The sequence below is a fragment of the Mesorhizobium sp. NZP2077 genome (genome assembly GCF_013170805.1).
Taxonomy (GTDB): Bacteria; Pseudomonadota; Alphaproteobacteria; order Rhizobiales; family Rhizobiaceae; genus Mesorhizobium.
The window spans coordinates 4221464-4246670 of the sequence record NZ_CP051293.1; the positions used below are offsets into that span (position 1 = coordinate 4221464).

Below are 25207 nucleotides of genomic sequence, written 5' to 3' on the forward strand. Positions count from 1 at the left end.
CCTTCCAATCGCCGCCTAACGTCTCAGTCCCCCACAGATTCGGGCGTAGCGGGTCTGGGAAGACTTCACGCCCCTTGCCGGCCCGGTATCTGAATATGTTCATGTATCCAAGGTGGGCCACACGCCGAATGTCATTGCTGATGTCAGGCGAATTCTCACCCCGCATCCTGCGAATCTGTGTCACCACAGATGGCTCCCTGATTATGGGCCGGTTACAGGCTCTGACCGCCTGCAAGTGCTCTGCCTGCGCGGCGCCGAAATAACTAGGGTCAGGACTCATTGATCCAGAAGATGAAGGCTGCAGCGAAGGCGATCGCCGACAGGAAAGTGTGAGCACATCGGTCGTACCTGGTGTGGATGCGTCGCCAGTCTTTGAGGCGTGCGAACATGTTCTCGATCCTGTGGCGTTGTCGGTATAGGACAGGATCGTAGCTGTGCTGAATACGATGCTTGGCATGGGGCGGGATGCATGGCGTGATACCGCGCTCGACGAGCGCCTGACGGAAGGCCGCTGAACTGTAGGCCCGATCGGCCAGCAGGGCGTTGGCGGCGGGCAAATCCTCGATCACTGCCGCAGCAGTCTTGTGATCATTGGCCTGCCCTTCGCTCAGATGCAGCAGCCGCGGGCGTCCCTTGCCGTCACAGACCACTTGCAGCTTGGTGGTCAGTCCACCTCGGCTGCGTCCGATACATCGGGATAGAGCCCCTTTTTAAGGAGGCTGGCGGCAGTGCGATGCGCTTTGAGATGGGTGGCATCGATCATCAGATTGTCCGTTTCGCCGCCCTGCGCGGCCAGTTCCGCCAGGATGCGATTGAACACACCCAGCCGACTCCAGCGGATGAAGCGGTTGTAGATGGTCTTGTGCGGACCGTAGTCAGAAGGGACATCTCGCCAGCGAAGGCCATTGCGGATCACGAACAGGATGCCGCTCAGCACCCGGCGGTCATCTACACGCGGCACACCATGCGACAAAGGAAAATAGGGCTCGATCCGGCGCATCTGCTCCGGGGTCAACATCAGCAAATCACTCAAGGCGGCACCTCCTGCCACCTTGAATCACCCAACAGAAATCAATTCAACAAATTAATAGGTCCTGACCCTAGCTAGTCCCTATGATTGCTGGGCCTGAGGGCGGCCCGTCATCCGATATGCAACGGTACGAGGGTTAAGCCGGCTGGCCGGCGCAGAGCCTCATGCATAGGAGACGGGCCATATGGACCATATCAGATTTGTCGGTTTGGATATTCACAAGGAACGGATCTCAGTCGCGGTGGCGGAGAGCGGACGCTCCGGCTCGGTGGAATATCTCGGCGAGATTGCCAATGATGCTGATACCATCAGCAAGCTGTGCGATCGTCTCAGGCGGTCCGGCAAGCCACTGGCGTTTTGTTATGAGGCCGGCCCGTGCGGCTATGGCGTTCATCGCCAACTCACGCGCCTCGGCCATCGGTGCGACGTGGTGGCGCCATCGCTGATTCCGCGGAAGCCTGGCGATCGGGTGAAGACGAACCGTCGCGACGCCACCATGCTCGCCCGCCTTCATCGGGCCGGAGAGTTGACCCCAGTCTGGGTGCCCGACGCCGATCATGAAGCCATGCGCGACCTGATCCGGTTGCGCAGCGTCGTGCGACAGGTGGTGACGCGAGCGCGCCAACATCTTCAAGGATTTCTGCTGCGTCACGGGCGCAAGCATGAGCGCGGGACGGCCTGGCGAAAGGCTTACCGGCGATGGCTTTCGACATTGGCCTTCGACCATCCCGCTCAGCAGATCGCATTTCAGGACTACGTCGATGCTGTCATGGATGCGGAACGGCGCCTGCAGCAGGTCGAGGAACAGATACTCAGCCTGCTCCCGGAATGGAACCAGCGCCCGGTCGTTGACGCCTTGCAGGCGATGCGCGGCATCGCGCTGATTAATGCCGTGGTGCTGGTCGCGGAGGTCGGTGACTTCACACGCTTCTCAAACCCACGCCAGCTCATGGCCTATTTTGGCCTGGTCCCCGGAGAACAATCGAGTGGTGAGACCGTCTGGCGCGGCGGCATCACCAAGACCGGCAACACTCATGCCCGGCGCGCGCTGGTCGAAGGCGCCTGGGCTTACCGGATGAGAGCGCGCATCGGCCGGCACAAGGTCGACCGGATCGAGGCGCTGCCGAAAGTCGTTCGCGATATCGGGTGGAAAGCGCAAGTTCGACTGTGCACCCGATATCGTCGGCTGAGCGCGCGCGGCAAGAATGCGAACGTCGTCAATGTCGCCATCGCACGCGAGATGGTGGGCTTCATCTGGTCGATCGCCTGCACGGTTCAATCCGCGCCAAAGACGGCGTGACCACTATTTGACAGACAGCCAGCAGAGGAGACCACAACACAGGATCAGCCTCGGCGCGATATGCGGCGCTGGAGGCGGGACAATGCCGGGGAGCCCTCGTCTCCACTATGAGCCTCGACGCTCGCCACCTAGACAGAGGCAGCCCCAAACGAAACCAGGTCATGCGGCCCGACCCGCGGATGAGAGATTGTTGACCGACGTTCAAGTCCCGCCTCTTGCACCTCATATCCGCCGTACAAGTGCCTCGACCGCCGATCCGGATCGGCGGGCCGCAGCTTATGTCAAAGGCCATTGTCAGCAATCATGAGAGTGGATTGATTCCAACGCTTGGTGCCCGCGTTTGACGGCTGCAATGATCTCATCGGGGTCTGCTTTCCAGACGAATGGCCGGGGTTCGTGATTGTGCTCAGTCATGAAGCGGTTGATTGCCGCCTGCAGATCGACGACGGAGTGGAAGACACCGTGTTTCAGTCTACGTCGTGTCAGTTTGGCGAAGAAGCCCTCGACAGCGTTGAGCCATGAACATGATGTTGGAACGAAGTGGAAGGTCCATCGCGGATGTCTTGCCAGCCAGGCGCGGACCTTCGGCTGCTTATGGGTCGCGTAGTTGTCGAGAATGACGTGGACTGCCTTATCCTTCGGCAGTTGCGCCTCAATCACGTTGAGGAAACGGATGAACTCCTGATGCCGGTGTCGCTGCATGTTGCGGCCGATCACCGAGCCGTCGAGAACATTGAGGGCAGCAAACAGGGTGGTGGTTCCGTGGCGCTTGTAATCATGGGTCATCGTGCCACCCCGCCCCTTCTTTAACGGAAGTCCTGGCTGGGTGCGGTCCAGCGCCTGGATCTGGCTCTTTTCATCGACGGAAAGAACAATGGCATGGGCCGGCGGCGAGACGTAGAGCCCAACGACATCGTGCAGTTTCTCGGCAAAGGCCTTGTCATTCGACAGTTTGAAGCTGCGCCAGCGGTGCGGTGCAAGACCATGCTCGTGCCATATCTTGACGACCGAAGAGGCCGCGATCCCCACCGCCTTTGCCATCGCGCGAACGGTCCAGTGTGTGGCCTCTTGCTTGGGCGTTTCCAGCGTCAGCGCGATCACCTGATCGACCAGTTCGGGATCGAGTGGCGCAATGCCTGGCGGGCGGCTCTTGTCGCGCAAAAGGCCATCCACGCCTTCGGCCATAAAACGCTCCTGCCATCGCCACACGCAGGTCTTCGATTTGCCGGTAGCCTGCATAATGGTCACGGTTCCCAAGCCGTCATCGCTCATCAGAATGATCTTCGCCCGCCACGCATGCTTCTGCGGCGAACCGTGCTTTGCCACGATGGCTTCGAGCTGGATCCTGTCGGCGGCAGTGACGTCAAATGCAATACCGGTGCGCATGCCCGATCGTCGCACATGCGAAAACAGATGGGAATCCAACATCGGACTCTTTTGTCTCGATCAATCCACTCTCATGATTGCTGACAATGGCCTTTGACATAAGCTGCGGCCCGCCGATCCGGAGCGGCGGTCGAGGCACTTGTACGGCGGATATGAGGTGCAAGAGGCGGGACTTGAACGTCGGTCAACAATCTCTCATCCGCGGGTCGGGCCGCATGACCTGGTTTCGTTTGGGGCTGCCTCTGTCTAGGTGGCGAGCGTCGAGGCTCATAGTGGAGACGAGGGCTCCCCGGCATTGTCCCGCCTCCAGCGCCGCATATCGCGCCGAGGCTGATCCTGTGTTGTGGTCTCCTCTGCTGGCTGTCTGTCAAATAGTGGTCACGCCGTCTTTGGCGCGGATTGAACCGTGCAGGCGATCGACCAGATGAAGCCCACCATCTCGCGTGCGATGGCGACATTGACGACGTTCGCATTCTTGCCGCGCGCGCTCAGCCGACGATATCGGGTGCACAGTCGAACTTGCGCTTTCCACCCGATATCGCGAACGACTTTCGGCAGCGCCTCGATCCGGTCGACCTTGTGCCGGCCGATGCGCGCTCTCATCCGGTAAGCCCAGGCGCCTTCGACCAGCGCGCGCCGGGCATGAGTGTTGCCGGTCTTGGTGATGCCGCCGCGCCAGACGGTCTCACCACTCGATTGTTCTCCGGGGACCAGGCCAAAATAGGCCATGAGCTGGCGTGGGTTTGAGAAGCGTGTGAAGTCACCGACCTCCGCGACCAGCACCACGGCATTAATCAGCGCGATGCCGCGCATCGCCTGCAAGGCGTCAACGACCGGGCGCTGGTTCCATTCCGGGAGCAGGCTGAGTATCTGTTCCTCGACCTGCTGCAGGCGCCGTTCCGCATCCATGACAGCATCGACGTAGTCCTGAAATGCGATCTGCTGAGCGGGATGGTCGAAGGCCAATGTCGAAAGCCATCGCCGGTAAGCCTTTCGCCAGGCCGTCCCGCGCTCATGCTTGCGCCCGTGACGCAGCAGAAATCCTTGAAGATGTTGGCGCGCTCGCGTCACCACCTGTCGCACGACGCTGCGCAACCGGATCAGGTCGCGCATGGCTTCATGATCGGCGTCGGGCACCCAGACTGGGGTCAACTCTCCGGCCCGATGAAGGCGGGCGAGCATGGTGGCGTCGCGACGGTTCGTCTTCACCCGATCGCCAGGCTTCCGCGGAATCAGCGATGGCGCCACCACGTCGCACCGATGGCCGAGGCGCGTGAGTTGGCGATGAACGCCATAGCCGCACGGGCCGGCCTCATAACAAAACGCCAGTGGCTTGCCGGACCGCCTGAGACGATCGCACAGCTTGCTGATGGTATCAGCATCATTGGCAATCTCGCCGAGATATTCCACCGAGCCGGAGCGTCCGCTCTCCGCCACCGCGACTGAGATCCGTTCCTTGTGAATATCCAAACCGACAAATCTGATATGGTCCATATGGCCCGTCTCCTATGCATGAGGCTCTGCGCCGGCCAGCCGGCTTAACCCTCGTACCGTTGCATATCGGATGACGGGCCGCCCTCAGGCCCAGCAATCATAGGGACTAGGAACGTTGAAAGCCAAAACGTGATCAGCATTTCTCTTCAGATCGCCGCGCAACGCGCATAGTGGGGAAGCGGCTAGAATTTGGCAATTACCGGTGTATAAACGCTAGCATTACTTTGGCATTTTTTTGGTTCTGGGAGCGTTTGAGGATTCCCAAGAGCGGTTTTGCGTGATTCATGAGAGGTCGGCTGTTGGAGGGGCCGGCCATGAACAGGGATTGGCAAGTCGATCTGGAGCAGTGGCTTGAGCCGTTCGTCTCGGCGTTGAGGCACAAGACGCGTGCGCGGATGTGTCCGGCCTATATTGCTGGGCTGATTGGCCTTGGGGATCGCAAGAGCATCCAACCGATGGCGGCGCGCGACGCAGGCGTCAACTATGACCAGCTGCACCACTTCATCGCGAGCGGCGTGTGGGATGCTGGGCCGCTGGAGAAGGTGCTACTTGCGGAGGCCGACAGACAAGTTGGCGGGAACGATGCATGGCTGATCGTGGACGACACAGCGCTCCCCAAGAAGGGGCGCCACTCGGTCGGCGTCGCGCCGCAATATGCCTCGGCGCTTGGTAAGAACGCCAACTGCCAGACGCTGGTGTCGCTGACGCTGGCCTCTAGCGAAGTGCCGGTCATGGTGGGACTGCGGCTGTTTCTGCCCGAGAGCTGGACTTCCGATCCCGCCCGGCTCGACCGTGCCGGTGTGCCCGAGGACCATCGTGCCTACAGGACCAAGCCCGAAATCGCGCTGGCCGAGATCGACCGGGCTCGCGCAGCCGGCCTACGCTTTGGCTGCGTGCTCGCCGATGCCGGATATGGCTTGAGCGCCCCCCCCCCTTCCGGCAGGCGCTCACCGAGCGCGGCCTTACCTGGGCCGTCGGTATCCCGTTCAAGCAGAAGGTCTATCCCGCCGACGTGGCAATGATCTTTCCCGTTGCCGGACGCGGCCGTCCGCGCCAGCGGCATATCCCCGATGTGAAGTCGATGACCGCGAAGGCGATGCTGGAGACAGCCCCATGGCGCGCGGTCAGTTGGCGGCGTGGCACCAAAGGCCGCCTCTCGGCGCGCTTCGCCGCTGTCCGTGTCCGGGTTGCAGATGGCCCACCCCAGCGCATCCGCGACATGGGCGCTCAGCATCTGCCCGGCGAGGAGGTCTGGGTGATCGGCGAGCACCGCTCGACCGGCGAGCGCAAATACTACCTCTCCAACTTGCCCGCCGACACCCCGCTCAAGCAGATCGCAGGCGCCATCAAGGCGCGCTGGGTCTGCGAACAGGCGCATCAGCAGCTCAAGGAGGAACTTGGCCTCGACCACTTCGAAGGGCGCTCATGGACCGGCCTGCACCGGCACGCGCTGATGACGATGATCGCCTACGCCTTCCTGCAATCTCGCCGCCTCAAACAAGCGGGAGGGGGAAAAAAGAATCGTTGGCCCGCCGCCCCAACCGAGCCTACCCGCCGTCAGGCAAGCCATCCTCACCGCGCTAGCGCAGCCGCCCCCAATCCGTTGTCCCCACTGCCGCAGAGCCCTCTCCGCTAACAATCTGCCAAAGTAGTGCTAGCGCCTGTTGCCAATGGACATTTTTGGACGGGGGTCTTTCCTGCCCGCTTTCGAAATTCTTATCGCTCCACCCGCATACATATGACCGAGCCTCCGGGTCGCGGACAATGAAGGCTATTAAATTAGCCTGTAACGCGAGATAAACTGGCCGCCTTGGATGACCGATACCCGGCTTGGACAAGGCGTCATCCATGACAAACTTAGAGTAGGATCGCGCCGACATTATTGCCGCCGCCTGCTGATAGGTACGATCGCCAAGGGGCGGCTCACAGACAAGGCGTTCGATCGCACCGATCTGGTTTTTGGTGGCGGGCATGCCGTCATCGCCAGCTATCGGAACCGCGATGTCGGATATAAGCGGGCGGACTATTCGAGGCCCCGTCGCGCGGCCGAAGACCCAGTAAAAAAGGCCCATATTGCTCCCGCCCTCCCAAGCGACAGACATTCCCAACCACAAACCGGAAAGCTGGTAAATAGGTGAGTCGTTGCAGGATTTCAGGGAGGCGTAGACTTGCCTTTCTTCAGGGCCGTCAGGCGCGTTAGAAGCGAGTTGTACTGATAGACCGCCTTCAGAAGCTCTTTCGCAAGTTCAATCGCGAGCTCTGCCTCTTCCTCTCCGATCTTGTCGTAATCCTTAGCTTCAATGTGGGCCGCATCATTTCCCAAAATACGCAATTCATCCGCTGCATTCAACAATTCAGTTGGAATTATCGCCACTGCGCTCAACGCGGCTATCCTGACCTTCAAGTTTGACCCAAATGCCTTTCTACCCTCGCACAACTCCTCAAGAGTGCGCCTCACCATGAGCGCGGATGCTCGATAACAGCCGGAAGCGTGACATTTAACGGCCTCTTCTATCGACTCCAGGATACGCTGCGGCAAGTTGCTGGCGTCGAAATCGATCACCTCGGGTGGGAAAGTCACTGAGTCGCCACCCGGCCTCTGCCGCGCAAAAAACAGCACGGAATTGCATTCAGTGTTTGGACAGACCCGAATTCCAAACGTCTTAGTGCCGATCGGCTGATACCGTCCGTTAGTCTGCTTTTCTACCACGGGACTGTCTACGTCACTCAGGCCAACATTGGAAACTCCCTACGTGCCTGCAAGCTGGACATCGCACGTTGATTGACGGCGGATCAGATAGCGTAAAATGTCCGGTGGTCTTCAAATACAAGAGTGCATCCCCCAACGACGACTAAATTTGTGCACTACCATGCGGCGAGGATTTCGCAAAAGAAGCTATTGTGTTGTCCGCTGTAAATCGAGGCGTTGCCTTACCAGATCGACGCGGCCGATATCTGCGATGCCGTCCGATGCGCTCTCTTGCTCTTTTGCGAGTTCGATGCGCGTCATACCGAAACTCCCTTAGAGTAATCGCTCACCCTCGGATCGGTGCTCGAAGCAGAACCAATGTGGCGTCTGCTTCGGTTTGGAGAACCCCCAGCAGCCGGCATGCCCGCAGAAATGATGCTGGACGCCGGGCTCCTCGCATTTCCGCTCGCGGAGTGTTTCGGGCCACGGCGCACGGCATTGTTGACCGTCAGCGCTCTTTCTTCCCGTCGGCGTGATCTCCCGCTCGGTAATTCCTTGCCTCTATATTAGAGAAGGCGCATGTTTGTCGTGGAGCAGTCTCAAATCTCAGCGACGGAGCCAAACAGTGTGCAGCAACTGCGACGGTGAAGGGCTTGGGCGGAGGGATTTCCTCAAAGTCGGCGCGGGACTCCTGGCGTTCGGTCTTGGTGGAGCGTCGTGGCCGGCGCGCGCGGCCGAGGGCGCGGCAACGCCGCTGACCCTCGATGAATCACTCGCTGCGCTGAAATCTGGCAATGAACGCTATATCAGCCACCCGGAACTTTGCTCGATCGACCTTGCCGCGCAACGGAACGCTGTCGCCGCACACCAGGCGCCCTGGGCCACGATCATCAGTTGCGCCGACAGTCGCGTTCCGCCGGAGCTGATCTTCGGCGGCCACGGTGTTGGAGAACTGTTCGTCGCCCGGAATGCCGGCAACCTCGTCGACACCGCGACGCTCGGCACGGTCGAATACGGCGCGGCGGTGCTCGGCTCACCCTTGATTGTCGTCCTCGCGCACACAAGTTGCGGCGCCGTCAAGGCTGCGTGCGACGTGGTCACCAAGAACGCGACCTATCCCGGCGCGATCGGCCCGATGATCGAGCCGATCCTGCCTGCGGCGATAGCAGTGCGCAGCCAACCGGGCGATTTCGTCGACAACACCGCCAAGGAGAGCGCGCGGAGAACGGCTATGCGCCTGACCGCTTCGAGCAAACTGTTGGCCGGTCTCACCAAGGCGGGAAGGCTGAAGATCGTCGCGGCGATCTATGACCTTCAAACCGGTACCGTGACCTACATCGAATAACGACGCCCGACGCGCGTCGATCCTTCAGCCGTTCCGCGACAAATGCACGCCCAGAACGGCGGCCTTCTTGGCGATCAGGCCTTCCAGATCCGCGTCCGACCGTTTGGTGCCGGTCCGTTCGCGCAGCAGCGAGATCACCGCGCTCATTGAAAGTGGGGTGATTTGGGAAAGCGGCGCGGGCTGGGCACCCAGAATGGCATCCACCGCGCCGGCAACATCCGGGGTCTCCGTTGGTGCTCGCATGGTCGGTTCCTTTCTGTTCAGGCCGGCGTCGGCGATATCGGCCGGTGCTCTGACACCGCGATCGAAGACGACTGCCAGGCCGTTCTTGACGGCGAGGGCGGCGACCATATCGTCGAGCTTTCGGTCTGAGAGGGCTGGATCCGTGGGTTTCAGGATCCTGCGGATTACCCTGGCCGCCTGGTCCGTCGAAACGAAGCCATAACGCCGTTTCCTGGCCTCCACATATTGTTCGATGATCATGCCCAGGCGTCGGGCTGCAATATCCCTGGGTTCTTCTGCATCCTTCGGTTCCAGCACCTGGGCCTCCTTGGGCTGCCGCGCGTGCAAATTCGGCAACCCACAGGAAATAGGGCAGCCAGGTCGGACATCAAACGCTCCTCGATCATTCGGCGCATCTGCCAATGAGGCCGGAACGATCCTGCGGCTGAAGCATTTCGCTCCATGACCAGCTCATTGAGGGAAGGCCGGGCCATGAAGATCGCCCACGTAGCACCATTGTACGAATCCGTGCCGCCAAGGCTCTATGGTGGGACCGAGCGCATAATCTCCTACCTGACCGAGGCTCTCGTCGACCTCGGCCATGACGTGACGCTGTTCGCCAGCGGCGACACCAAGACCTCCGCCAAGCTCGTGCCGTGCCGTGAGCGGGCGCTTCGTCTTGATCCCCGTCCGTTGAAATCGGAGATCGCGGCGCATCTGTCGATGCTCGATGAGGTCAGCAAAAGGGCTGACGATTTCGATGTCATTCACTTCCATCTCAGCCATTTCCTGCATTTCCCGTTTTTCCGCGACATGCCGCAGCGTACGGTGACGACGCCGCATGGCAGGCTGGACTACGCGGACCTCGCACAAGCCTATGATCGGTTCCCACGCTTCCCGATGATTTCGATATCGCGCAGCCAGCGGGCGCGATTCTCATCCGCGAACTGGCTGGCGACAATCCACCACGGCCTGCCGGTCGATCTCTACGAACCCGATTTCGAGGCAGGTTCGGATGGCGGCTATCTTGCCTTTCTCGGCAGGATGTCGCGCGACAAGCGCCCGGATCGGGCGATCGAGATCGCTCGCCGCACCGGCTTGAAGCTCAAGCTCGCGGCCAAGATCGGTGATGACGATCGCGCCTATTTCGAGGAAGTCGTCCAGCCGATGATCGATGGCGACCAGATCGAATATGTCGGCGAGATCAATGAGCAGCAGAAGACGGCGTTTCTCGGAAACGCCGCCGCTCTGCTTTTCCCGATCGATTGGCCGGAGCCATTCGGCCTTGCCGTGATCGAGGCGATGGCCTGCGGGACACCTGTCATGGCCTGGAGTTGCGGCGCCATGCCGGAGATCGTCGACCACGGCGTGACCGGTTTCGTCGTCGAAACCATAGAGGACGCCGTTGCCTCCATGCCGGCTCTCCTGCAGCTCGACCGGCGACGTGTCAGGGCGGTGTTCGAGCGGCGCTTTTCAGCCCGCAGGATGGCCCAGGACTATGCCGCCGCCTATGCAGAACTGGTCGACACCGGCGGTCGCGTAAAGGCCTCGTAGCGGTACTCCTTCCGGAAATGAACAGGGACAGGCCTATTGACCATCACCCAACTCGACGAGCGCACGCTTGATCCTGCAATCGCCCTAGCCTCCTTGGACGAAACCGCGCCACGGGAGCCGCACAGGCTGTTTGCCCTCAAGCATGGCGACTGCTTTGTCGTTGCAGACGCCTATGGCGATATACGCGGCGCTGGGGACGGGTTCTTCCGCGACGACACGCGTGTGCTCTCTGAATTTCGTCTCACCGTCGGTGGGCGGTCGACGTCGTTGCTTGGCGCGTCGCTGAGCCAGGACAACGTCCTCTTCACCGCCAATTTGACCAATCTGCCGATCGAGAGCGCTGCTGGCCGCCAGATTCCGCAAGGCGCCATCCATATCGAGCGCGTCCGGCTTCTGTGGGAGGAAAGGCTGTATGAGCGCATAACGCTCTCCAACTACAGCCGGGAGCACTCGACGATCCTGCTGTCACTGCGCTTTGGCGCCGATTTCCGCGATATGTTCGAGGTCCGGGGCTCGACCCGCGCGAAGCGCGGAACCGCCCATACGGCCGAGATTGCGGGGGTTGCGGTCGTGCTTCGCTACGAAGGCCTGGACAAGGTGGTGCGGACATCGGCGATTTCATTTTCACAGACGCCTAATCAACTGACCTCCGAGCAGGCGGATTTCGTCATCGCCGTCACCAAGCGCAGCAGCCAGACGCTTTACGTGGAGGTGGGCAACGCCACGGACGATCGCCCCGAAAGCCATCGGTTTCGCGCTGCCGCTGCCCGTGCCCGTTTCGGCATGCGCGCCAAACGCCGGCATGGCGCGACGCTGCACAGTTCGGGCCGCGTTTTCAACGACTGGATGGCGCGGGCTCGCGCCGATGTCGCGCTGCTCACGACGGAACTGGCGACCGGGCCGTATCCCTATGCCGGCATCCCCTGGTTCTCCACGGCCTTCGGCCGAGATGGCGTGATTTCAGCCTTACAGATGCTGTGGCTCAATCCTGGGCTGGCGCGAGGCGTCCTGGCGTTTCTCGCCCAGCACCAGGCGACCGAGACCTCGCCTTTCAGCGATTCCGAACCCGGCAAGATCATGCACGAGACCCGCAAGGGCGAGATGGTGGCGCTGAGCGAGTTGCCATTCGGCCGCTACTATGGCGGTGTCGACACGACGCCGCTCTATATTCATCTTGCCTGCTCTTATGCGGACCGCACGGGGGACATAGGTTTCATCGATACCCTGTGGCCATCACTGTGCGCCGCGGCCGAGTGGATCGAAACGGCGAGCCGTTCGACGGGTTTTCTCACCTACCAGCGCGCGGCAGAATCCGGCCTTGCCAATCAGGGATGGAAGGACAGTTTCGATTCCGTCTTTCACGCCGATGGCCGCATTCCGAAGGGGCCGATCGCGCTGGTCGAGGTGCAGGGCTACGTCTTCGCGGCATTCCAGGGATTGGCGAAACTGGCACGGCTGCGCGGCGAAACGGAGCGGGCGGAGAGTTGGGAAATACGCGCCGACACACTTCGCCAACAGGTCGAGCGCCATTTCTGGATCGAGGACCTCGGCTACTATGCGCTGGCTCTGGATGGCGACGGTCAGCCCTGCATGGTGCGCACTTCCAACGCCGGTCACCTGCTTTACGTCGGCCTACCCAGCCCGGATCGCGCGCGCATGGTTGCCGACCAGTTGCTGTCGGCCTCGTTCCATTCCGGCTGGGGGCTGAGAACGCTGGCGGACGATGCGATCTTCTTCAATCCGATGTCCTATCACAACGGGTCCATCTGGCCGCACGACACCGCGATCTGCGCGGCGGGACTGGCGCGGTACGGCAGGCGCGACAGCGTGGTGCGGCTGATGAGCGGAACCTTCGAATCCGCCGTCCATTTCAACATGCGTCTGCCCGAACTGTTTTGTGGCTTCACGCGCGCGGCCGGCGAAGCACCGATTGCCTATCCGGTGGCTTGCCTGCCGCAGGCTTGGTCCGCGGGCTCGGCCTTCATGCTCATGCAATCCTGTCTCGGCCTGCAAATCGATGGCTGGGCAGGCGAGATCCATGTGACCCGGCCACGCCTGCCGATCGGCATCGACAGCCTCGTCATTCGGCATCTTTCGGTAGGGCAAGCGGCAGTCGATCTGACATTCCAGCGGGTAGGAGATCGTGTCGGCGCCTTCCTTGCGGAGCCGCATGAGGGGCTGGTGCCGCTCGTGGTCAGGAGCTGAAAAATCGGAACCATCCCGCGTCACGGGCGTTGGACCACCACTATGGGCGCCGGAACTCCCAGCAGATTGAGCCGCTTCGGTATCCCATTGAAAGGTCTCTGTTTAAATGCCCGACAACAGTTCGTACCTCGTGGTTCCTCTATTCGCATTGTGGCTCTTCACCCTTGCGGCTGTCGGCGTCCTGGCCATTGTGCTCGTGACGATGATGTTGGGGGCGCGCAAGGGCAGCAGGTTGGCCACTGTGGAGGTTGAACCGGCTCGTGGCCCATTGCCGGAATTCGACAAGGACGGGAAGTCAGCTGTCGCCTCGCTGGTGCAATGGTCGCCCGAAACGCTGCGTCATATCCTGGCAACGGAACTTCCCGACGCCCAGGTAATCGTCGTCTCCAATCGTGAGCCGTATATCCATAACCGCGAGGGCGACGACATCCAGCTGGTTGTACCCGCCAGCGGGCTTGTCTCGGCGCTGGAGCCGATCACGCGAGCTTGTGCAGGCACGTGGATCGCCTATGGCGGCGGTTCGGCCGACGCGCTTGTGGTCGACAAGAACGACCGCATCGAGGTGCCGCCGGACAATCCTTCCTATACGCTGCGCCGCGTCTGGTTGAGTGAGGAAGAGCAGCAAGGCTATTATCTCGGCTTTGCCAATGAAGGCCTCTGGCCGCTATGCCATATCGCCTTCACCCGGCCGATATTCCGCGCCTCGGATTGGGAAGCCTATGAGGCGGTCAACCGCAAATTCGCCGACACCGTTGTCGCGGAAGCCCGCAACGAGCGGCCGATCGTGCTGGTCCAGGATTACCATTTCGCGTTGCTGCCGCGCATGATCCGGGAGCGCCTGCCGGAGGCGATCATCATCACCTTCTGGCACATCCCATGGCCGAATTCGGAAGTGTTCAGCATCTGCCCGTGGCGCGAGAAGATTCTCGACGGCCTGCTCGGCAGTTCCATTGTCGGCTTTCACACCCAATTCCATTGCAACAACTTCATCGACAGCGTCGACCGTTTCCTGGAAAGCAGGATCGAGCGCGAGGATTCGGCCATTTCCTATGGTGGCGAGATCAGCCTGGTTCACGCCTATCCAATTTCAATCGAGTGGTCGCCACCGCATCTGGACAAACTGCCAGACGTCGCGCAATGCCGTCGGCAGGTGCGCGAGAAATTCGGCCTGGCCGAACATGTCAAGCTGTGCGTCGGCGTTGAACGTCTGGACTACACCAAGGGCATCCTCGATCGCTTCAACGCGCTCGACGAACTGCTGACGCTTCACCCGGAATGGATCGGCAAGGTGGCGTTCCTGCAGATCGCGGCGCCCAGCCGCGGTACTCTGCCTGCCTATCAACAATTGTACGAGGAGTGCCTGCGCCATGCCGAGGATCTCAACCAGCGCTATGGCCGCGAAGGCTATACGCCAGTGCTGATGGTGACGGAACATCACTCGCAGCTTGAGGTCTACGAAATCTACCGCGCCGCCGACGTCTGCATGGTCACCAGCCTGCATGACGGCATGAACCTGGTCGCCAAGGAGTTCGTCGCGGCGCGCGAGGATGAACAGGGTGTGCTGCTGCTCAGCATGTTCGCCGGCGCCTCCAAGGAGCTGCTGGAAGCCCTGATCGTCAATCCCTATGACGCGGCGATGATGGGCGACGCCTTGCTGCAGGCCTTGACCATGTCCGAGGAGGAGCAACGCCAGCGCATGCGACGCATGCGCGAGATCGTGCGCGAAAACAATGTCTATCGGTGGGCGGGCAGCATGCTTCTCGATGCTGCGCGCCTGCGCAAGCGTGATGCAGTCGATCGTGCCGTGGGTGCTGCTCCAGCAGCCCCAGCCAATGTGATATCGCTGCTTGATCGCAGACGGGTGGCGGCACTGTGATGTCGATATTGCCAAATCTGCCGGAACCCGTCGTCCCGCTAGGGCCATGGAGCCTGTTCCTCGATATCGATGGGACGCTTCTCGAACATGCCGCGCATCCCGATGCAGTGGTTGTCAGTGAGGAGTTGCGCACGCTGTTGGAACGTCTCGAAGCGCAATTGGATGGAGCATTGGCGTTCATCACGGGACGGTCGATCGCTGCCGTCGACCATCTCTTCCAGCCCCTCAGATTGCGCGCCGCCGGGCTCTATGGCCTCGAGCACAGGCTGGCACGCGACGGTCCGGTCGAAGCCGCCGTCGAACCGGCCGACATTGTAGCGCTTGCCAACGAAATCGCGACGGAACTGGACAATGCGGACGTCTACATCGAACGCAAGGGACCAATCCTGGCCATTCATACACGCGCGGCACCGCACTTGCTGCAGCGCGCGACGGAACTGGTCGAACAGGCCTTGGACAAATTGCCCGCGGGGTATCGGGTCTTGGCCGGAAATGCCGGTGTGGAATTGATGCCGCTGGAAGCAGCGAAGGGAGCCGCCATCCGACGCTTCATGCAAATTCCGGCTTTCAGGGGACGGCGACCGGTGTTCCTCGGTGACGACACGTCAGACGAGAACGGGTTCGAGGTCGTCAACGAATTGGACGGCATCTCGGTTCGCATAAAGCCGCATGGATCGACAGCGGCACCTTTTGCGCTGGCCGGCGTGGATGCGGCCTTTGCCTGGCTGGACGGGATGAGCAGACGCGAGACTGCGGCCACGCCAGCCGCAATGGCCAAATGAACCGGATTGCACTGAAGCCGTTCACGCGCATGGAAGGAGCGTGCGAATGACCCAACTGACCAGCTTCATCCGGGAAACATTGCCCGCCTGGCTGCAACGGCGCGCCGAGCCGCAAAGCGGTGATGCCGAGACGGCAGCTGAGCCGTTGCGTCCCGAAGACGCCGATGCAGTCTGGCGCAAGGCTGTCGAGAACGATCTGTTGGAGCCAACACAACGGATTATGCCGAGACCGTCGGGAAGAAGGGCCGCAATCGCCATTGACGGTCGCGCTCACCCGTTCCCGAAAACCAGCGAGACATTGCCGCCGGCATGGCGTTCGAGCCGGCCGGCGAGGTCGAGTTCCAAAAGGATCATGAAGACCTGGGCCGGGTGCAGGCCGGTGTGGCGGATGATTTCGTCGACCGACACCGGCGTTGGGCCGAGCGCCTCGATGACCTTGGCGCGGTCGCCCTCGCCGGGCGGCGGCGTGGCCGCAAAGTCGGGCGCGTCCTCAAACGGCGGCATATCAGGCGCCCGCATGCCGGTCAGCGGCGCGATCGCCCTGGAAATATCCGATGCCTCGGTAACCAGCGTGGCGCCGTCCTTGAGCAGGCCGTTGGTCCCGGCCGCGCGTGGATCAAGTGGCGACCCCGGCACGGCAAAGACCAGCCGGCCCATTTCGCCCGCAAGCCTGGCGCTGATCAGTGAGCCCGAGCGCTGCGCGGCCTCGACCACCACTAGCCCGAGCGCCGCACCCGCGACCAGACGGTTGCGGCGTGGAAAATCCTGGGCGCGCGGCTGCCAGCCGAACGGCATTTCCGAAATGATGGCGCCGCGCTCGGCGATTTCCGCGCACAGGCCGGCTGTTTCGGGCGGGTAGGGCAGGTCGAGGCCTCCGGCCAGCACGCCGATCGTGCCGGTTGCCAGGCTGCCTTGGTGCGCCGCCGTGTCGATGCCGCGCGCCAGGCCGGAGACGATGCCATAGCCGTCGCCGCCCAGATCGGTCGCCAACATGCGCGCCATCTTGATGCCGGCCAGCGATGCGTTGCGGGCGCCGACGATGGCAACGCCCGGCAGCCGGAACACAGCGGCATTGCCCTTCACCGCCAGCAGCGGTGGCGGATTATCCATGCTGCGCAAAAGCGGCGGGTAGTCTGGCTCGCCGATGCCGACAAAACGCGCGCCAGCCTTGCGGGCTGCCTCGAGTTCGGCCTCGGCTTCAGCGATCGACGGAATGCGGGCGATCCGGCTGGCGCCGCCCGATATCATCAGTTCCGGCAGGATTTCGAGCGCGACCTCAGCGGATCCGAAGCGATTGATCAGATCACGAAAGGAGGCTGGGCCGACATTCTGGGTGCGGATCAGCCGCAACCAGCTCAGCCGCTGCCGGTCGCTGAGGCGCGGCCCGGGGCTGGCTCGCTCATCCCTTGGCTCCGATCTTGCCCTCGGTGCCGGCAAGCAGCCGCGAAATGTTCGCCCTGTGTTTGATGAAGACGATAATGCTCATCACCACGAACAGGGCGGCAATCTGCGGTGTGCTCATGAAATAGAGGGCTATCGGCACGACGACGGCCGCTGTCAGCGCTGCCAGCGAGGAGAAGCGCAAGAGGAACGCCATCACCAGCCAGACAGTGGCGAAGATCAGCGCCACCTGCCAGGCAAGGCCGATCAGCACGCCGAGATAGGTAGCGACACCCTTGCCGCCCTTGAAGCCAAGCCAGACAGGAAAGAGATGACCAAGAAAGGCGCCGAGGCCGGCCCAGACCGCCGTTTCCGGTGCGAAATGGCCAGCAATCAGGACGGCGGCGGTGCCCTTCAGCGCGTCGAGCAGCAGCGTCGCCGCAGCAAGGCCCTTATTGCCGGTGCGCAGCACGTTGGTGGCGCCGATATTGCCCGAGCCGATCTTGCGCACATCGCCAAGGCCGGCTGCCCGGGTGAGCAGCAGCCCGAAGGGAATCGAGCCTAAGAGGTAGCCGAATACCAGCGCCAGGATAACGCCATAAGTCATTGTTTCCCCCACACTTCCCATCGCCGGCTGTAGCGGCTTCAGGTGGCGCCAGGATGTGCTCCTAGGCCGAGAATACTGTGCGGCCCGCCACCAGCGTTTGCAAGACCTTGCCTTGCAGGCGCGCGCCTTCGAAACAGGTGTTTTTCGAGCGCGAGCGAATGCCGCTTTCGCTGACGATCCAGGGTTCGTCGAGGTCGACGAGCGCGAGATCGGCGACGGCACCCGGCTTCAGCGTGCCGCCGGGCAAGCCGAACAGTTTTGCCGGCGCGGTGGATAAGGTCTCGATCAGCCGCAGCAGCGGCACATCGCCATTATGGTAAAGCCGCAAGGCGGCACCCAGCAGCGTCTCCAGCCCGATGGCACCGGCGGCAGCATCGGCGAAGGGCAGGCGCTTGGTGTCCACATCCTGCGGATCATGCGAGGAGACGATGATATCGACGGTGCCGTCCCTGACCGCCTCGATCATCGCCAGCCGGTCTTCCTCCGCGCGCAACGGCGGCGTCAGGCGGAAGAAGGTGCGGTATTCGCCGACATCGTTTTCATTGAGCGACAGATTGTGGATCGACACGCCTGAAGTAACGGCAGCGCCATCGGCTTTCGCGCGCGTCACGGCGTTTGCCGCCATCGCCGTCGAGATTTTAGCCGCATGGTAGGAGCCGCGCGTCAGCCGGGCCAAAGCCAGATCGCGCTCCAGCGGGATCGATTCGGCTTCGCGCGGAATGCCGGAAAGGCCGAGCCAGCTGGCGTACAGGCCCTCGTTCATGACGCCGGACGAGCCGAGGTCGGCATCCTGCGTTTCATGCACGATGGTGGCGCCGAAGTCGCGGGCGTAGGTCAGCGCGCGGCGCATCACCAGCGCGCTTGAGATGGTGTGGCGGCCATCGGTGAAGGCGACGGCGCCGGCCTCACGCAGCAGGCCGAATTCGGTCATCTCGCGACCGTCGAGGCCCTTAGTGATCGCCGCCGCCGGGAAGATGTTGACGATCGCCGTGTCCTTGGCGGTACGCAGCACGAACTCGACCAGCGCCACATTGTCGATCACCGGGTCGGTATCGGGCATCATGACGACGGAGGTGACGCCGCCGGCCGCCGCCGCGACACTCGCCGAGGCGATGGTCTCGCGATGCTCGCCGCCCGGTTCGCCGATGAAGACGCGGCCATCGATGATGCCGGGAATGATCGCCTTGCCGGCACAATCGATTGTTATGGCGCCCTCGGGCGTGCCTTGGTTCAGTGCCGCCTTGCCGGCGGCAACAATCTTGCGGCCATCGACAATGACCGAGCCGACTTCGTCGATACCGCGCGAGGGGTCGACGATGCGGGCGCGTTCAAAGACCGTAATGCTCATGTGCCGCGGCCCTCTTGATTGCGGCCCTCTTGATTGCGACGCGGGTCGAGCAGCGCTTCCATCACCGCCATGCGCACGGCGACGCCCATTTCCACCTGCTCCTGGATGACGCTCTGCGGGCCGTCGGCGATTTCCGAGGCAATCTCGACGCCGCGGTTCATCGGGCCAGGATGCATCACCATGGCGTCGTCCTTGGCGGCCTTCAGCTTTTCGGCGTCGAGGCCGAAATAGCGGAAATATTCGCGCACCGAAGGCACGAAGGCGCCTTCCATCCGCTCGCGCTGCAGGCGCAGCATCATCACCACGTCGGCGTCTTTCAGGCCTTCGGCCATCGAGCGCGTGACGACGACGCCCATCCTCTCGATGCCCGAGGGCAGCAACGTCGAGGGCGCGACGACCCGAACCTGTGCGCCGAGCGCGTTGAGCAGCATGATGTTGGAGCGCGCCACGCGCGAATGCAGTATGTCGCCGCAGATCGCCACGATCAGCTTCGACAGTGGGCCCTTGGCGCGGCGGATGGTCAGCGCGTCGAGCAGCGCCTGTGTCGGGTGTTCATGCGCACCGTCGCCGGCATTGACGACCGAGCAGCCGACCTTTTGGGCCAGAAGGGCTGCGGCACCCGCCGACTGGTGGCGGATGATCAATATGTCGGGCCGCATGGCGTTCAGCGTCATCGCCGTGTCGATGAGCGTCTCGCCCTTTTTTACCGAGGAACTTGCCACCGACATGTTCATGACGTCGGCGCCGAGCCGCTTTCCAGCCAGCTCGAACGAGGATTGCGTCCGGGTCGAGGCTTCGTAGAACAAGTTGATCTGGGTGCGGCCGCGCAGCGTCGAGGTCTTCTTCTCTGACTGCCGCGAAATCGCGACCGCGCGATCCGCCCTGTCGAGCAAAAGCTCGATATCGGCGGGCGAAAGATCGCTGATGCCCAGAAGATGGCGGTGAGGGTAGAGTGGCAGGGACGAAGCGTCGGTCATCTCAAGGGGGTGCTATAGGGTGCGGATTTTGCGCCTGCAAGCACCAGCTTTGGATTGGCGCCGTTCTCCCCGGTATTTTCGTCGCGCGCGCGGCAACGCTTGGCTATATCTAGCCGATGGCCTCGGATTCGTGGCTTTCGCACGATAAAGGCCTTTCTATCGATTGAAGGATTGGGCGTGACCGACGACGTAACGAACCAGCCGCCGCCGCTGACGGGCGGCAATGCCTGGCGAGGCGATCCGTTGCTGATCCAGCTTGCCGAGCGTTTTTCCGATCCGGTGCGCAAGGATCTCGACGGTCTCGGCCGTTTCGTCCTGACGCATGAGGCGCAGGAGCTGGCGCGCCTCGCCAATGTCGAGACGCCGAAGCTCAGGACGCACGATCGCCAGGGACGGCGCCTCGACCTGGTCGAATTCCATCCCGCCTATCACGCCTTGATGCGCCGTTCGGTGGCGTACGGGCTGCATTCTTCTGTCTGGGAAAATGGTGACGCCGAGATCGGCCGCCGGCATCAGGTGCGCGCCGCTCGTTTCTACCTGACCGCTGAGCTCGAGACCGGGCATCTCTGCCCCATCACCATGACCAGTGCCTCGCTGGCGGCATTGATGGCCAGCCCGAAACTGTTTCGCGAATGGGCGCCGCGCGTGACGACGCGCAAATATGACCAGAGCCAGAAGCCGCCGGTCGAAAAGGCGGGGCTGACGCTCGGCATGGGCATGACCGAGAAACAGGGCGGCACGGATGTGCGCGCCAATGTGACAAGGGCGGAACGCGCCGGCAGCGGGTTCTATCGCCTGACCGGACACAAATGGTTCATGTCGGCGCCGATGTCCGACGCCTTCCTGGTGCTTGGACAGGCGCCGGAGGGGCTGTCGTGCTTCCTCGTGCCGCGCATTCTCGGCGACGGGTCGGGCAACGGCTTCCGCTTCCAGCGGCTGAAGGACAAGCTCGGCAACCGCTCCAACGCTTCCTCCGAGGTGGAATTCGTCAACGCCATCGGCGAGATGGTCGGCGAGCCCGGCGCCGGCGTGAAGACGATCATGGACATGGTCACCTTGACCCGGCTCGACTGCGCGGTGGCGTCTTCGGCGATCATGCGCGCCGGCCTGGCCGAGGCCGTTCATCACGCCCGCCATCGCCAGGTGTTCGGCTCAACGCTGATCGAGCAGCCGCTGATGCAGCGCGTGCTGGCCGACATGGCGCTCGACGTCGCCGCCGCCACGGCGCTGTCGTTCCGGCTGGCGCGTTCCTTCGACGAGGCGGCAAGCGATCGCGGCGAGGCCGCGTTTGCCCGCGCCATGACGCCGGTCGTCAAATACTGGGTCTGCAAGATCTCGCCGCCGCTGCTCTACGAGGCGATGGAGTGTCTCGGCGGCAATGGTTATGTCGAGGAGGCGCCACTCGCCCGCTACTATCGCGAAGCTCCGGTCAACGCGATCTGGGAAGGGTCGGGCAATGTCATGGCGCTCGATGTGCTGCGCGTGCTCGGCCGCGCGCCTGGCCTGTTCGAAGAGGTGCTAGCCGGGATCGACCGTGACCTCGGCGCTGGCGGGCTCGGCACGATCGGTGTGCTGAAGGCGGCAATGCAGGTGGCTTCGACCGATGAGGGCTCGGCACGTCTGCTGACCGAACAGTTGGCACTGTCGGCGGCGGCGGCGGAGCTTCGCCGGCTGGGGGCAGGGCGCATTGCCGATGCTTTCGTCGAAACGCGCCTGGCCGGCCAGTGGCGCAACACCTATGGCATGCTCGATGCGCGCCACGACGCGCGCATGATCATCGACACGCTCTATCCGCCGGTGAACTGAGTCGGGAGCGGCGCGCCGCTGGCTTCTTCGATCAGTTGCACGCATCCGAGGGCATCGTGGCGTGCCCTGTGGATCGCCGTTAACCTTAACAAATGGTTTCCGTTGCAGCGGCGGGCGGCAAAGCCCAGTGTCATTCCTGCCGAAGCAGGAACCACGATGCGACACGTACTGACCTCCTTTCTGTCTGTGCACTGGGCAATTGTCTTTGCCCTGCTGGCGCTGATCTGCATCGATGGCAACCGCGGTGTCACGGCAGCCCTCGGCGTGCTCGGCGTCACCGTCGAGAGCGCCCGCTTCGTCAATCTGGAAAACATCGTCGTGGTCGCGCCGCTGGCCACCGCCTTGCTGGTCGTCTCGGTGCTGTTCTTCTGGGCCTTTGTCGATTCCCTGATCAACGATGCGACCGGCCCCGGCGCCGACAGCGTCGTTCGTATCGCCTTCATTTCCGCTTCCGGTGTGCTGTCGATGATCCTGATCGGTGGCGCCGCGCAGGGCATCAACGGGCTCTTTATGGTCGTCGCGGTGCAACTCGCCGCGCTTCTCGCCTCCTACGTCGCGATGCTTGCCGAGCGGCGCTCGGCGGCGGTATCGGACGACGCCGCTTTCCACGCCACGGCGCACAACATGGCGAAGGCGGCGGCTCACAATTCACTGCTCTCCCTGATATCGGGCCGGACCGGCCCCAAACGGACCGGTCCTAGAGCGAAGGGAGGCGGCTGATGCGTTATATCTTCGCATTTTGGGCGGCTCCGATGGCGCTGTTCTGGGGCTGGTTCTATCTGTCGGCAAATGACATGAATTTCGGTTATGTGATGCTCAGCCGGCAGATGCATGACTTCTTCTTCCAGCTCTATGGCCAGATGCTAGGCGTCGATCCAACGATCATCCCCGGCTTGGTGGCGAAGACCTGCATCTTCGATGGATTTCTGCTGATGGCGCTGTGGGCGTTCCGCCGTCGCCGCGAAATCGCCGGCTGGCTTAAACAGCGCTGGGAGGGTCCGGTTCCCTTCGAGCGGATGCAGCGAGCGACTGAAGCCGGTCCAAAACTCCCTGCAGAATAAAGGCCGCCGCCGCCGAATCGATCTTGCCGGCGCGTTTGGCGCGCGAGAAATCCATCTCGATCAGTGTCCTCTCGGCCGCTACCGTCGACAGCCGCTCATCCCAGAACACGAAGGGCAGGTCGCTCAGCTGCGCCATGTTGCGCACGAAGGCGCGTGACTTCTGCGCGCGCGGACCTTCCGACCCATCCATGTTGATCGGCAGCCCGATCACCACCGCGCCGGCATTCTCCTTCGCCAGCAGAGCCAGAAGCACGGCGGCGTCCAGCGAGAATTTCCGCCGCATGATGACCGGGCGTGGGTGAGCAAAGGAGAATCCCCGGTCGGAAACCGCGACGCCGATCGTCTTGTCGCCGAGATCGAGCCCCGCCAGTGTCTTGCCGCCGGCGAGCCGCGCTGGCAATTCCTCGATCGTGATAATACTCAATGGCCGTCCTTCGCCTCTCACCACCACGTGTTTTGTCAAACGCGCAACGGACACAGTAACCCTTTGATCTCGGGACCATCGGCGTTCTATCCTCTGGCCCGACAAAAATCGAGGAATGCATTCATGAAACTGACCTGGTACGGCCATTCGGCCTTCCGTATCGAAACCGGCGACGCCAAGATCCTCATCGACCCCTATCTGATCGGCAATCCGTCCTGGACGGGTGGCTGGGAGGGGCCGGCCGAAGGGATCACGCATGTTCTGCTGACGCACGGACACAACGACCATATCAGCGGCGCACTGGAAGTGCTCGGCAAGAGCGGCGCCCAGCTGGTCGCCAATTTCGAGATCTGCATGTATCTGGTCGGCAAGGGCGCCGACGGCAGCAAGATCAATCCCGGCAACATCGGCGGCACGGTCGATTGCGGCGGCTTCACCACCACTTTCGTCCAGGCGCTGCACTCCTCCTCGTTTGGCGAAGACGGCGGCAAGAACGTCTATCTCGGCAATCCGGGCGGGCTGGTTTTGCATTTCCCGGAAGACAAGACGCTCTACCACATGGGCGATACCGACATTTTTTCCGATATGGCGCTGATCAACGAACTGCATGAGCCGAAGATCGGCATCGTGCCGATCGGCGACCGCTTCACCATGGGCGGTGCGGTGGCGGCACTTGCCTGCCGCCGCTTCTTCAAGTTCGACACGGTCGTGCCTTGCCATTTCGGCACGTTTCCGATGATCGATCCGACGGCCGGGAAATTCGAGGCCGGCCTGGAAGGATCGGGTGTTGAGGTGGCATTGCCTGGGATTGGTGAGACGATTACGATCTAGAAGCAGCTAAAGCGGAACAAAACCATGGCGTTGCGGCAAACTCTTTTTATTTCGATGTTTGCCGCGGCGTCGCCCGCGCTCGCCGCCGATGACTTTATCGAAGGCGTCTACCTGCAGTCCGAGGAGCTTTGTGCGCAGGCCAAAAAGGATACGCTGCAGACGCTGATTGACGCAGGCAACATCGTGTTGTCGGCGCATGGCCTGCAAGGCGTTGAATACAATTGCGAGTTCGTCCAGATCAGTAAGGCGATACGCTCGCCGAGCTGGGCGGTGACGGCGATCTGCCAGGAGCCGGGCTATGTCTTTCCGGATGTCCTCTCGGTGACGCAAATGAACCCGACGCAGGTCGATCTCGTATCGGTTCGGCCGATCGATGACGAAAGCGAGGCGAGCGGCAACAGCGGCAGCTACTATCTGTGCGAGGGCGTTGCCTTGCCATGACGAAGATGCAGCGCGTCAGGTCGAAGAGGCGATTATTCGAGTTGCCCAACCCGCTGCGCCGCCCGAAGGACCGGGTCGGCACGGCTGCGTACCACGATGCATGTTGCGAAGTACGCGCGGCGCCGCTATAGCCCGAACTGGTTTTCCCGAGGCAAATACATGTCCGTTGATGTCAAGACAGTGAAGCGCGTCGCGCGTCTCGCCCGCATTGCGGTGAGCGAGGAAGATGCCGAACGCATGACCGGCGAGCTGAACGCCATACTGGGCTTTGTCGAGCAGTTGAACGAGGTCGATGTGTCCGGTGTCGAGCCGATGACCTCGGTGACGCCGATGGAGATGAAGAAACGCCAGGACGTCGTCACCGACGGCAACAAGGCGGCCGACATCGTTGCCAACGCACCGGCGACCGAAGAGAATTTCTTCCTCGTGCCGAAGGTCGTGGAGTAAGG

22 protein-coding genes and 1 pseudogene are annotated in these 25207 nt (G+C 62.2%); 13 read left to right on the forward strand and 10 right to left on the reverse strand.

Annotated elements, in window-relative coordinates; translation table 11 throughout:
- Nucleotides 1–269: 269 nt before the first annotated feature.
- Nucleotides 270–1033 (reverse strand): IS5 family transposase gene (locus HGP13_RS20960; protein WP_172220738.1). Its coding sequence is split into 2 segments (ribosomal slippage): nucleotides 270–694 and nucleotides 694–1033, totalling 765 coding nucleotides; the frame shifts between segments, so codons are not numbered across the junction.
- A 181-nt stretch (nucleotides 1034–1214) separates the two neighbouring features.
- Here HGP13_RS20960 and HGP13_RS20965 point away from each other — a divergent pair.
- Nucleotides 1215–2330: an IS110 family transposase gene (locus HGP13_RS20965; protein WP_172224936.1), complete on the forward strand. Its 1116-nt coding sequence runs from the start codon at nucleotides 1215–1217 to the stop codon at nucleotides 2328–2330.
- Between the two features lie 294 nt (nucleotides 2331–2624).
- Here the strand turns inward: HGP13_RS20965 and HGP13_RS20970 are convergent, their stop codons facing one another.
- Both HGP13_RS20970 and HGP13_RS20975 read right to left on the reverse strand, forming a co-directional pair.
- On the reverse strand, nucleotides 2625–3716 hold the full coding sequence (locus tag HGP13_RS20970) for an IS630 family transposase (RefSeq protein ID WP_172234793.1): 1092 nt from the start codon (nucleotides 3714–3716) through the stop codon (nucleotides 2625–2627).
- Between the two features lie 378 nt (nucleotides 3717–4094).
- Nucleotides 4095–5210, reverse strand: a complete 1116-nt coding sequence (locus HGP13_RS20975) for an IS110 family transposase (RefSeq protein ID WP_172224936.1) — start codon at nucleotides 5208–5210, stop codon at nucleotides 4095–4097.
- 314 nt (nucleotides 5211–5524) lie between these two features.
- On the opposite strand from HGP13_RS20975, the pseudogene HGP13_RS20980 reads away from it, so the two are divergent.
- A pseudogene (locus HGP13_RS20980) lies at nucleotides 5525–6846 on the forward strand (IS701 family transposase).
- A 516-nt stretch (nucleotides 6847–7362) separates the two neighbouring features.
- On the opposite strand, the gene HGP13_RS20985 reads toward HGP13_RS20980, so the two are convergent.
- Entirely contained in the window at nucleotides 7363–7920 is a 558-nt protein-coding gene (locus HGP13_RS20985) for a DUF4145 domain-containing protein (protein ID WP_246707077.1), read from the reverse strand.
- Between the two features lie 604 nt (nucleotides 7921–8524).
- On the opposite strand from HGP13_RS20985, the gene HGP13_RS20990 reads away from it, so the two are divergent.
- Nucleotides 8525–9244: a carbonic anhydrase gene (locus tag HGP13_RS20990; RefSeq protein ID WP_172228742.1), complete on the forward strand. Its 720-nt coding sequence runs from the start codon at nucleotides 8525–8527 to the stop codon at nucleotides 9242–9244.
- A 24-nt stretch (nucleotides 9245–9268) separates the two neighbouring features.
- Here the strand turns inward: HGP13_RS20990 and HGP13_RS20995 are convergent, their stop codons facing one another.
- A complete protein-coding gene (locus HGP13_RS20995) occupies nucleotides 9269–9784 on the reverse strand; it encodes a hypothetical protein (RefSeq protein WP_246707078.1) in 516 nt (171 codons plus the stop codon).
- 174 nt (nucleotides 9785–9958) lie between these two features.
- Between HGP13_RS20995 and HGP13_RS21000 the strand changes: the two genes are divergently transcribed.
- From HGP13_RS21000 to otsB, 4 genes are all read left to right on the forward strand, one after another.
- The gene (locus HGP13_RS21000; protein ID WP_172228743.1) at nucleotides 9959–11020 is read left to right on the forward strand and encodes a glycosyltransferase family 4 protein; all 1062 of its coding nucleotides are present in this window, start codon (nucleotides 9959–9961) and stop codon (nucleotides 11018–11020) included.
- 42 nt (nucleotides 11021–11062) lie between these two features.
- Complete coding sequence (locus HGP13_RS21005) at nucleotides 11063–13225, forward strand: amylo-alpha-1,6-glucosidase (protein WP_172234796.1); 2163 nt, start codon at nucleotides 11063–11065, stop codon at nucleotides 13223–13225.
- 106 nt (nucleotides 13226–13331) lie between these two features.
- Nucleotides 13332–15101, forward strand: coding sequence for a trehalose-6-phosphate synthase (locus tag HGP13_RS21010; protein ID WP_172228744.1), 1770 nt, complete (start codon nucleotides 13332–13334; stop codon nucleotides 15099–15101).
- Nucleotides 15101–15883 carry a trehalose-phosphatase gene (gene otsB, locus HGP13_RS21015; protein ID WP_172228745.1) on the forward strand — a complete coding sequence of 261 codons (783 nt, stop codon included), beginning with the start codon at nucleotides 15101–15103 and terminating at the stop codon, nucleotides 15881–15883. The genes HGP13_RS21010 and otsB overlap by 1 nt, the downstream gene beginning before the upstream one ends.
- A 270-nt stretch (nucleotides 15884–16153) precedes the next feature.
- Here otsB and dprA read toward each other — a convergent pair whose 3' ends face one another.
- From dprA to HGP13_RS21035, 4 genes are all read right to left on the reverse strand, one after another.
- Nucleotides 16154–17320 (reverse strand): DNA-processing protein DprA, encoded by a 1167-nt coding sequence (gene dprA / locus HGP13_RS21020; protein WP_172228746.1) that lies wholly within the window; start codon nucleotides 17318–17320, stop codon nucleotides 16154–16156.
- Nucleotides 17283–17870, reverse strand: a complete 588-nt coding sequence (plsY, locus tag HGP13_RS21025) for a glycerol-3-phosphate 1-O-acyltransferase PlsY (protein ID WP_172228747.1) — start codon at nucleotides 17868–17870, stop codon at nucleotides 17283–17285. Before plsY ends, dprA begins: the two co-directional genes overlap by 38 nt.
- 61 nt (nucleotides 17871–17931) lie before the next feature.
- Nucleotides 17932–19218 (reverse strand): dihydroorotase, encoded by a 1287-nt coding sequence (locus tag HGP13_RS21030; RefSeq protein WP_172228748.1) that lies wholly within the window; start codon nucleotides 19216–19218, stop codon nucleotides 17932–17934.
- Complete coding sequence (locus HGP13_RS21035; protein WP_172228749.1) at nucleotides 19215–20195, reverse strand: aspartate carbamoyltransferase catalytic subunit; 981 nt, start codon at nucleotides 20193–20195, stop codon at nucleotides 19215–19217. Before HGP13_RS21035 ends, HGP13_RS21030 begins: the two co-directional genes overlap by 4 nt.
- A gap of 177 nt (nucleotides 20196–20372) precedes the next feature.
- Here HGP13_RS21035 and HGP13_RS21040 point away from each other — a divergent pair, with 177 nt between their 5' ends.
- From HGP13_RS21040 to HGP13_RS21050, 3 genes are all read left to right on the forward strand, one after another.
- Nucleotides 20373–22001: a DNA alkylation response protein gene (locus HGP13_RS21040; protein WP_172228750.1), complete on the forward strand. Its 1629-nt coding sequence runs from the start codon at nucleotides 20373–20375 to the stop codon at nucleotides 21999–22001.
- A 156-nt stretch (nucleotides 22002–22157) separates the two neighbouring features.
- Entirely contained in the window at nucleotides 22158–22721 is a 564-nt protein-coding gene (locus HGP13_RS21045; RefSeq protein WP_172228751.1) for a hypothetical protein, read from the forward strand.
- Entirely contained in the window at nucleotides 22721–23062 is a 342-nt protein-coding gene (locus HGP13_RS21050) for a DUF6105 family protein (RefSeq protein ID WP_172228752.1), read from the forward strand. Before HGP13_RS21045 ends, HGP13_RS21050 begins: the two co-directional genes overlap by 1 nt.
- Here HGP13_RS21050 and ruvX read toward each other — a convergent pair.
- Nucleotides 22980–23486 (reverse strand): Holliday junction resolvase RuvX, encoded by a 507-nt coding sequence (ruvX, locus tag HGP13_RS21055; RefSeq protein ID WP_172228753.1) that lies wholly within the window; start codon nucleotides 23484–23486, stop codon nucleotides 22980–22982. The genes HGP13_RS21050 and ruvX overlap by 83 nt on opposite strands.
- A gap of 123 nt (nucleotides 23487–23609) precedes the next feature.
- Here ruvX and HGP13_RS21060 point away from each other — a divergent pair, with 123 nt between their 5' ends.
- The 3 genes from HGP13_RS21060 to gatC all read left to right on the forward strand — a co-directional run bounded on the left by HGP13_RS21060 (nucleotide 23610) and on the right by gatC (nucleotide 25205).
- A complete protein-coding gene (locus HGP13_RS21060) occupies nucleotides 23610–24317 on the forward strand; it encodes a metal-dependent hydrolase (RefSeq protein WP_172228754.1) in 708 nt (235 codons plus the stop codon).
- Between the two features lie 24 nt (nucleotides 24318–24341).
- Nucleotides 24342–24758, forward strand: coding sequence for a hypothetical protein (locus tag HGP13_RS21065; protein ID WP_172228755.1), 417 nt, complete (start codon nucleotides 24342–24344; stop codon nucleotides 24756–24758).
- 159 nt (nucleotides 24759–24917) lie between these two features.
- Nucleotides 24918–25205 carry an Asp-tRNA(Asn)/Glu-tRNA(Gln) amidotransferase subunit GatC gene (gene gatC, locus HGP13_RS21070; protein ID WP_027044576.1) on the forward strand — a complete coding sequence of 96 codons (288 nt, stop codon included), beginning with the start codon at nucleotides 24918–24920 and terminating at the stop codon, nucleotides 25203–25205.
- Nucleotides 25206–25207: the final 2 nt, after the last annotated feature.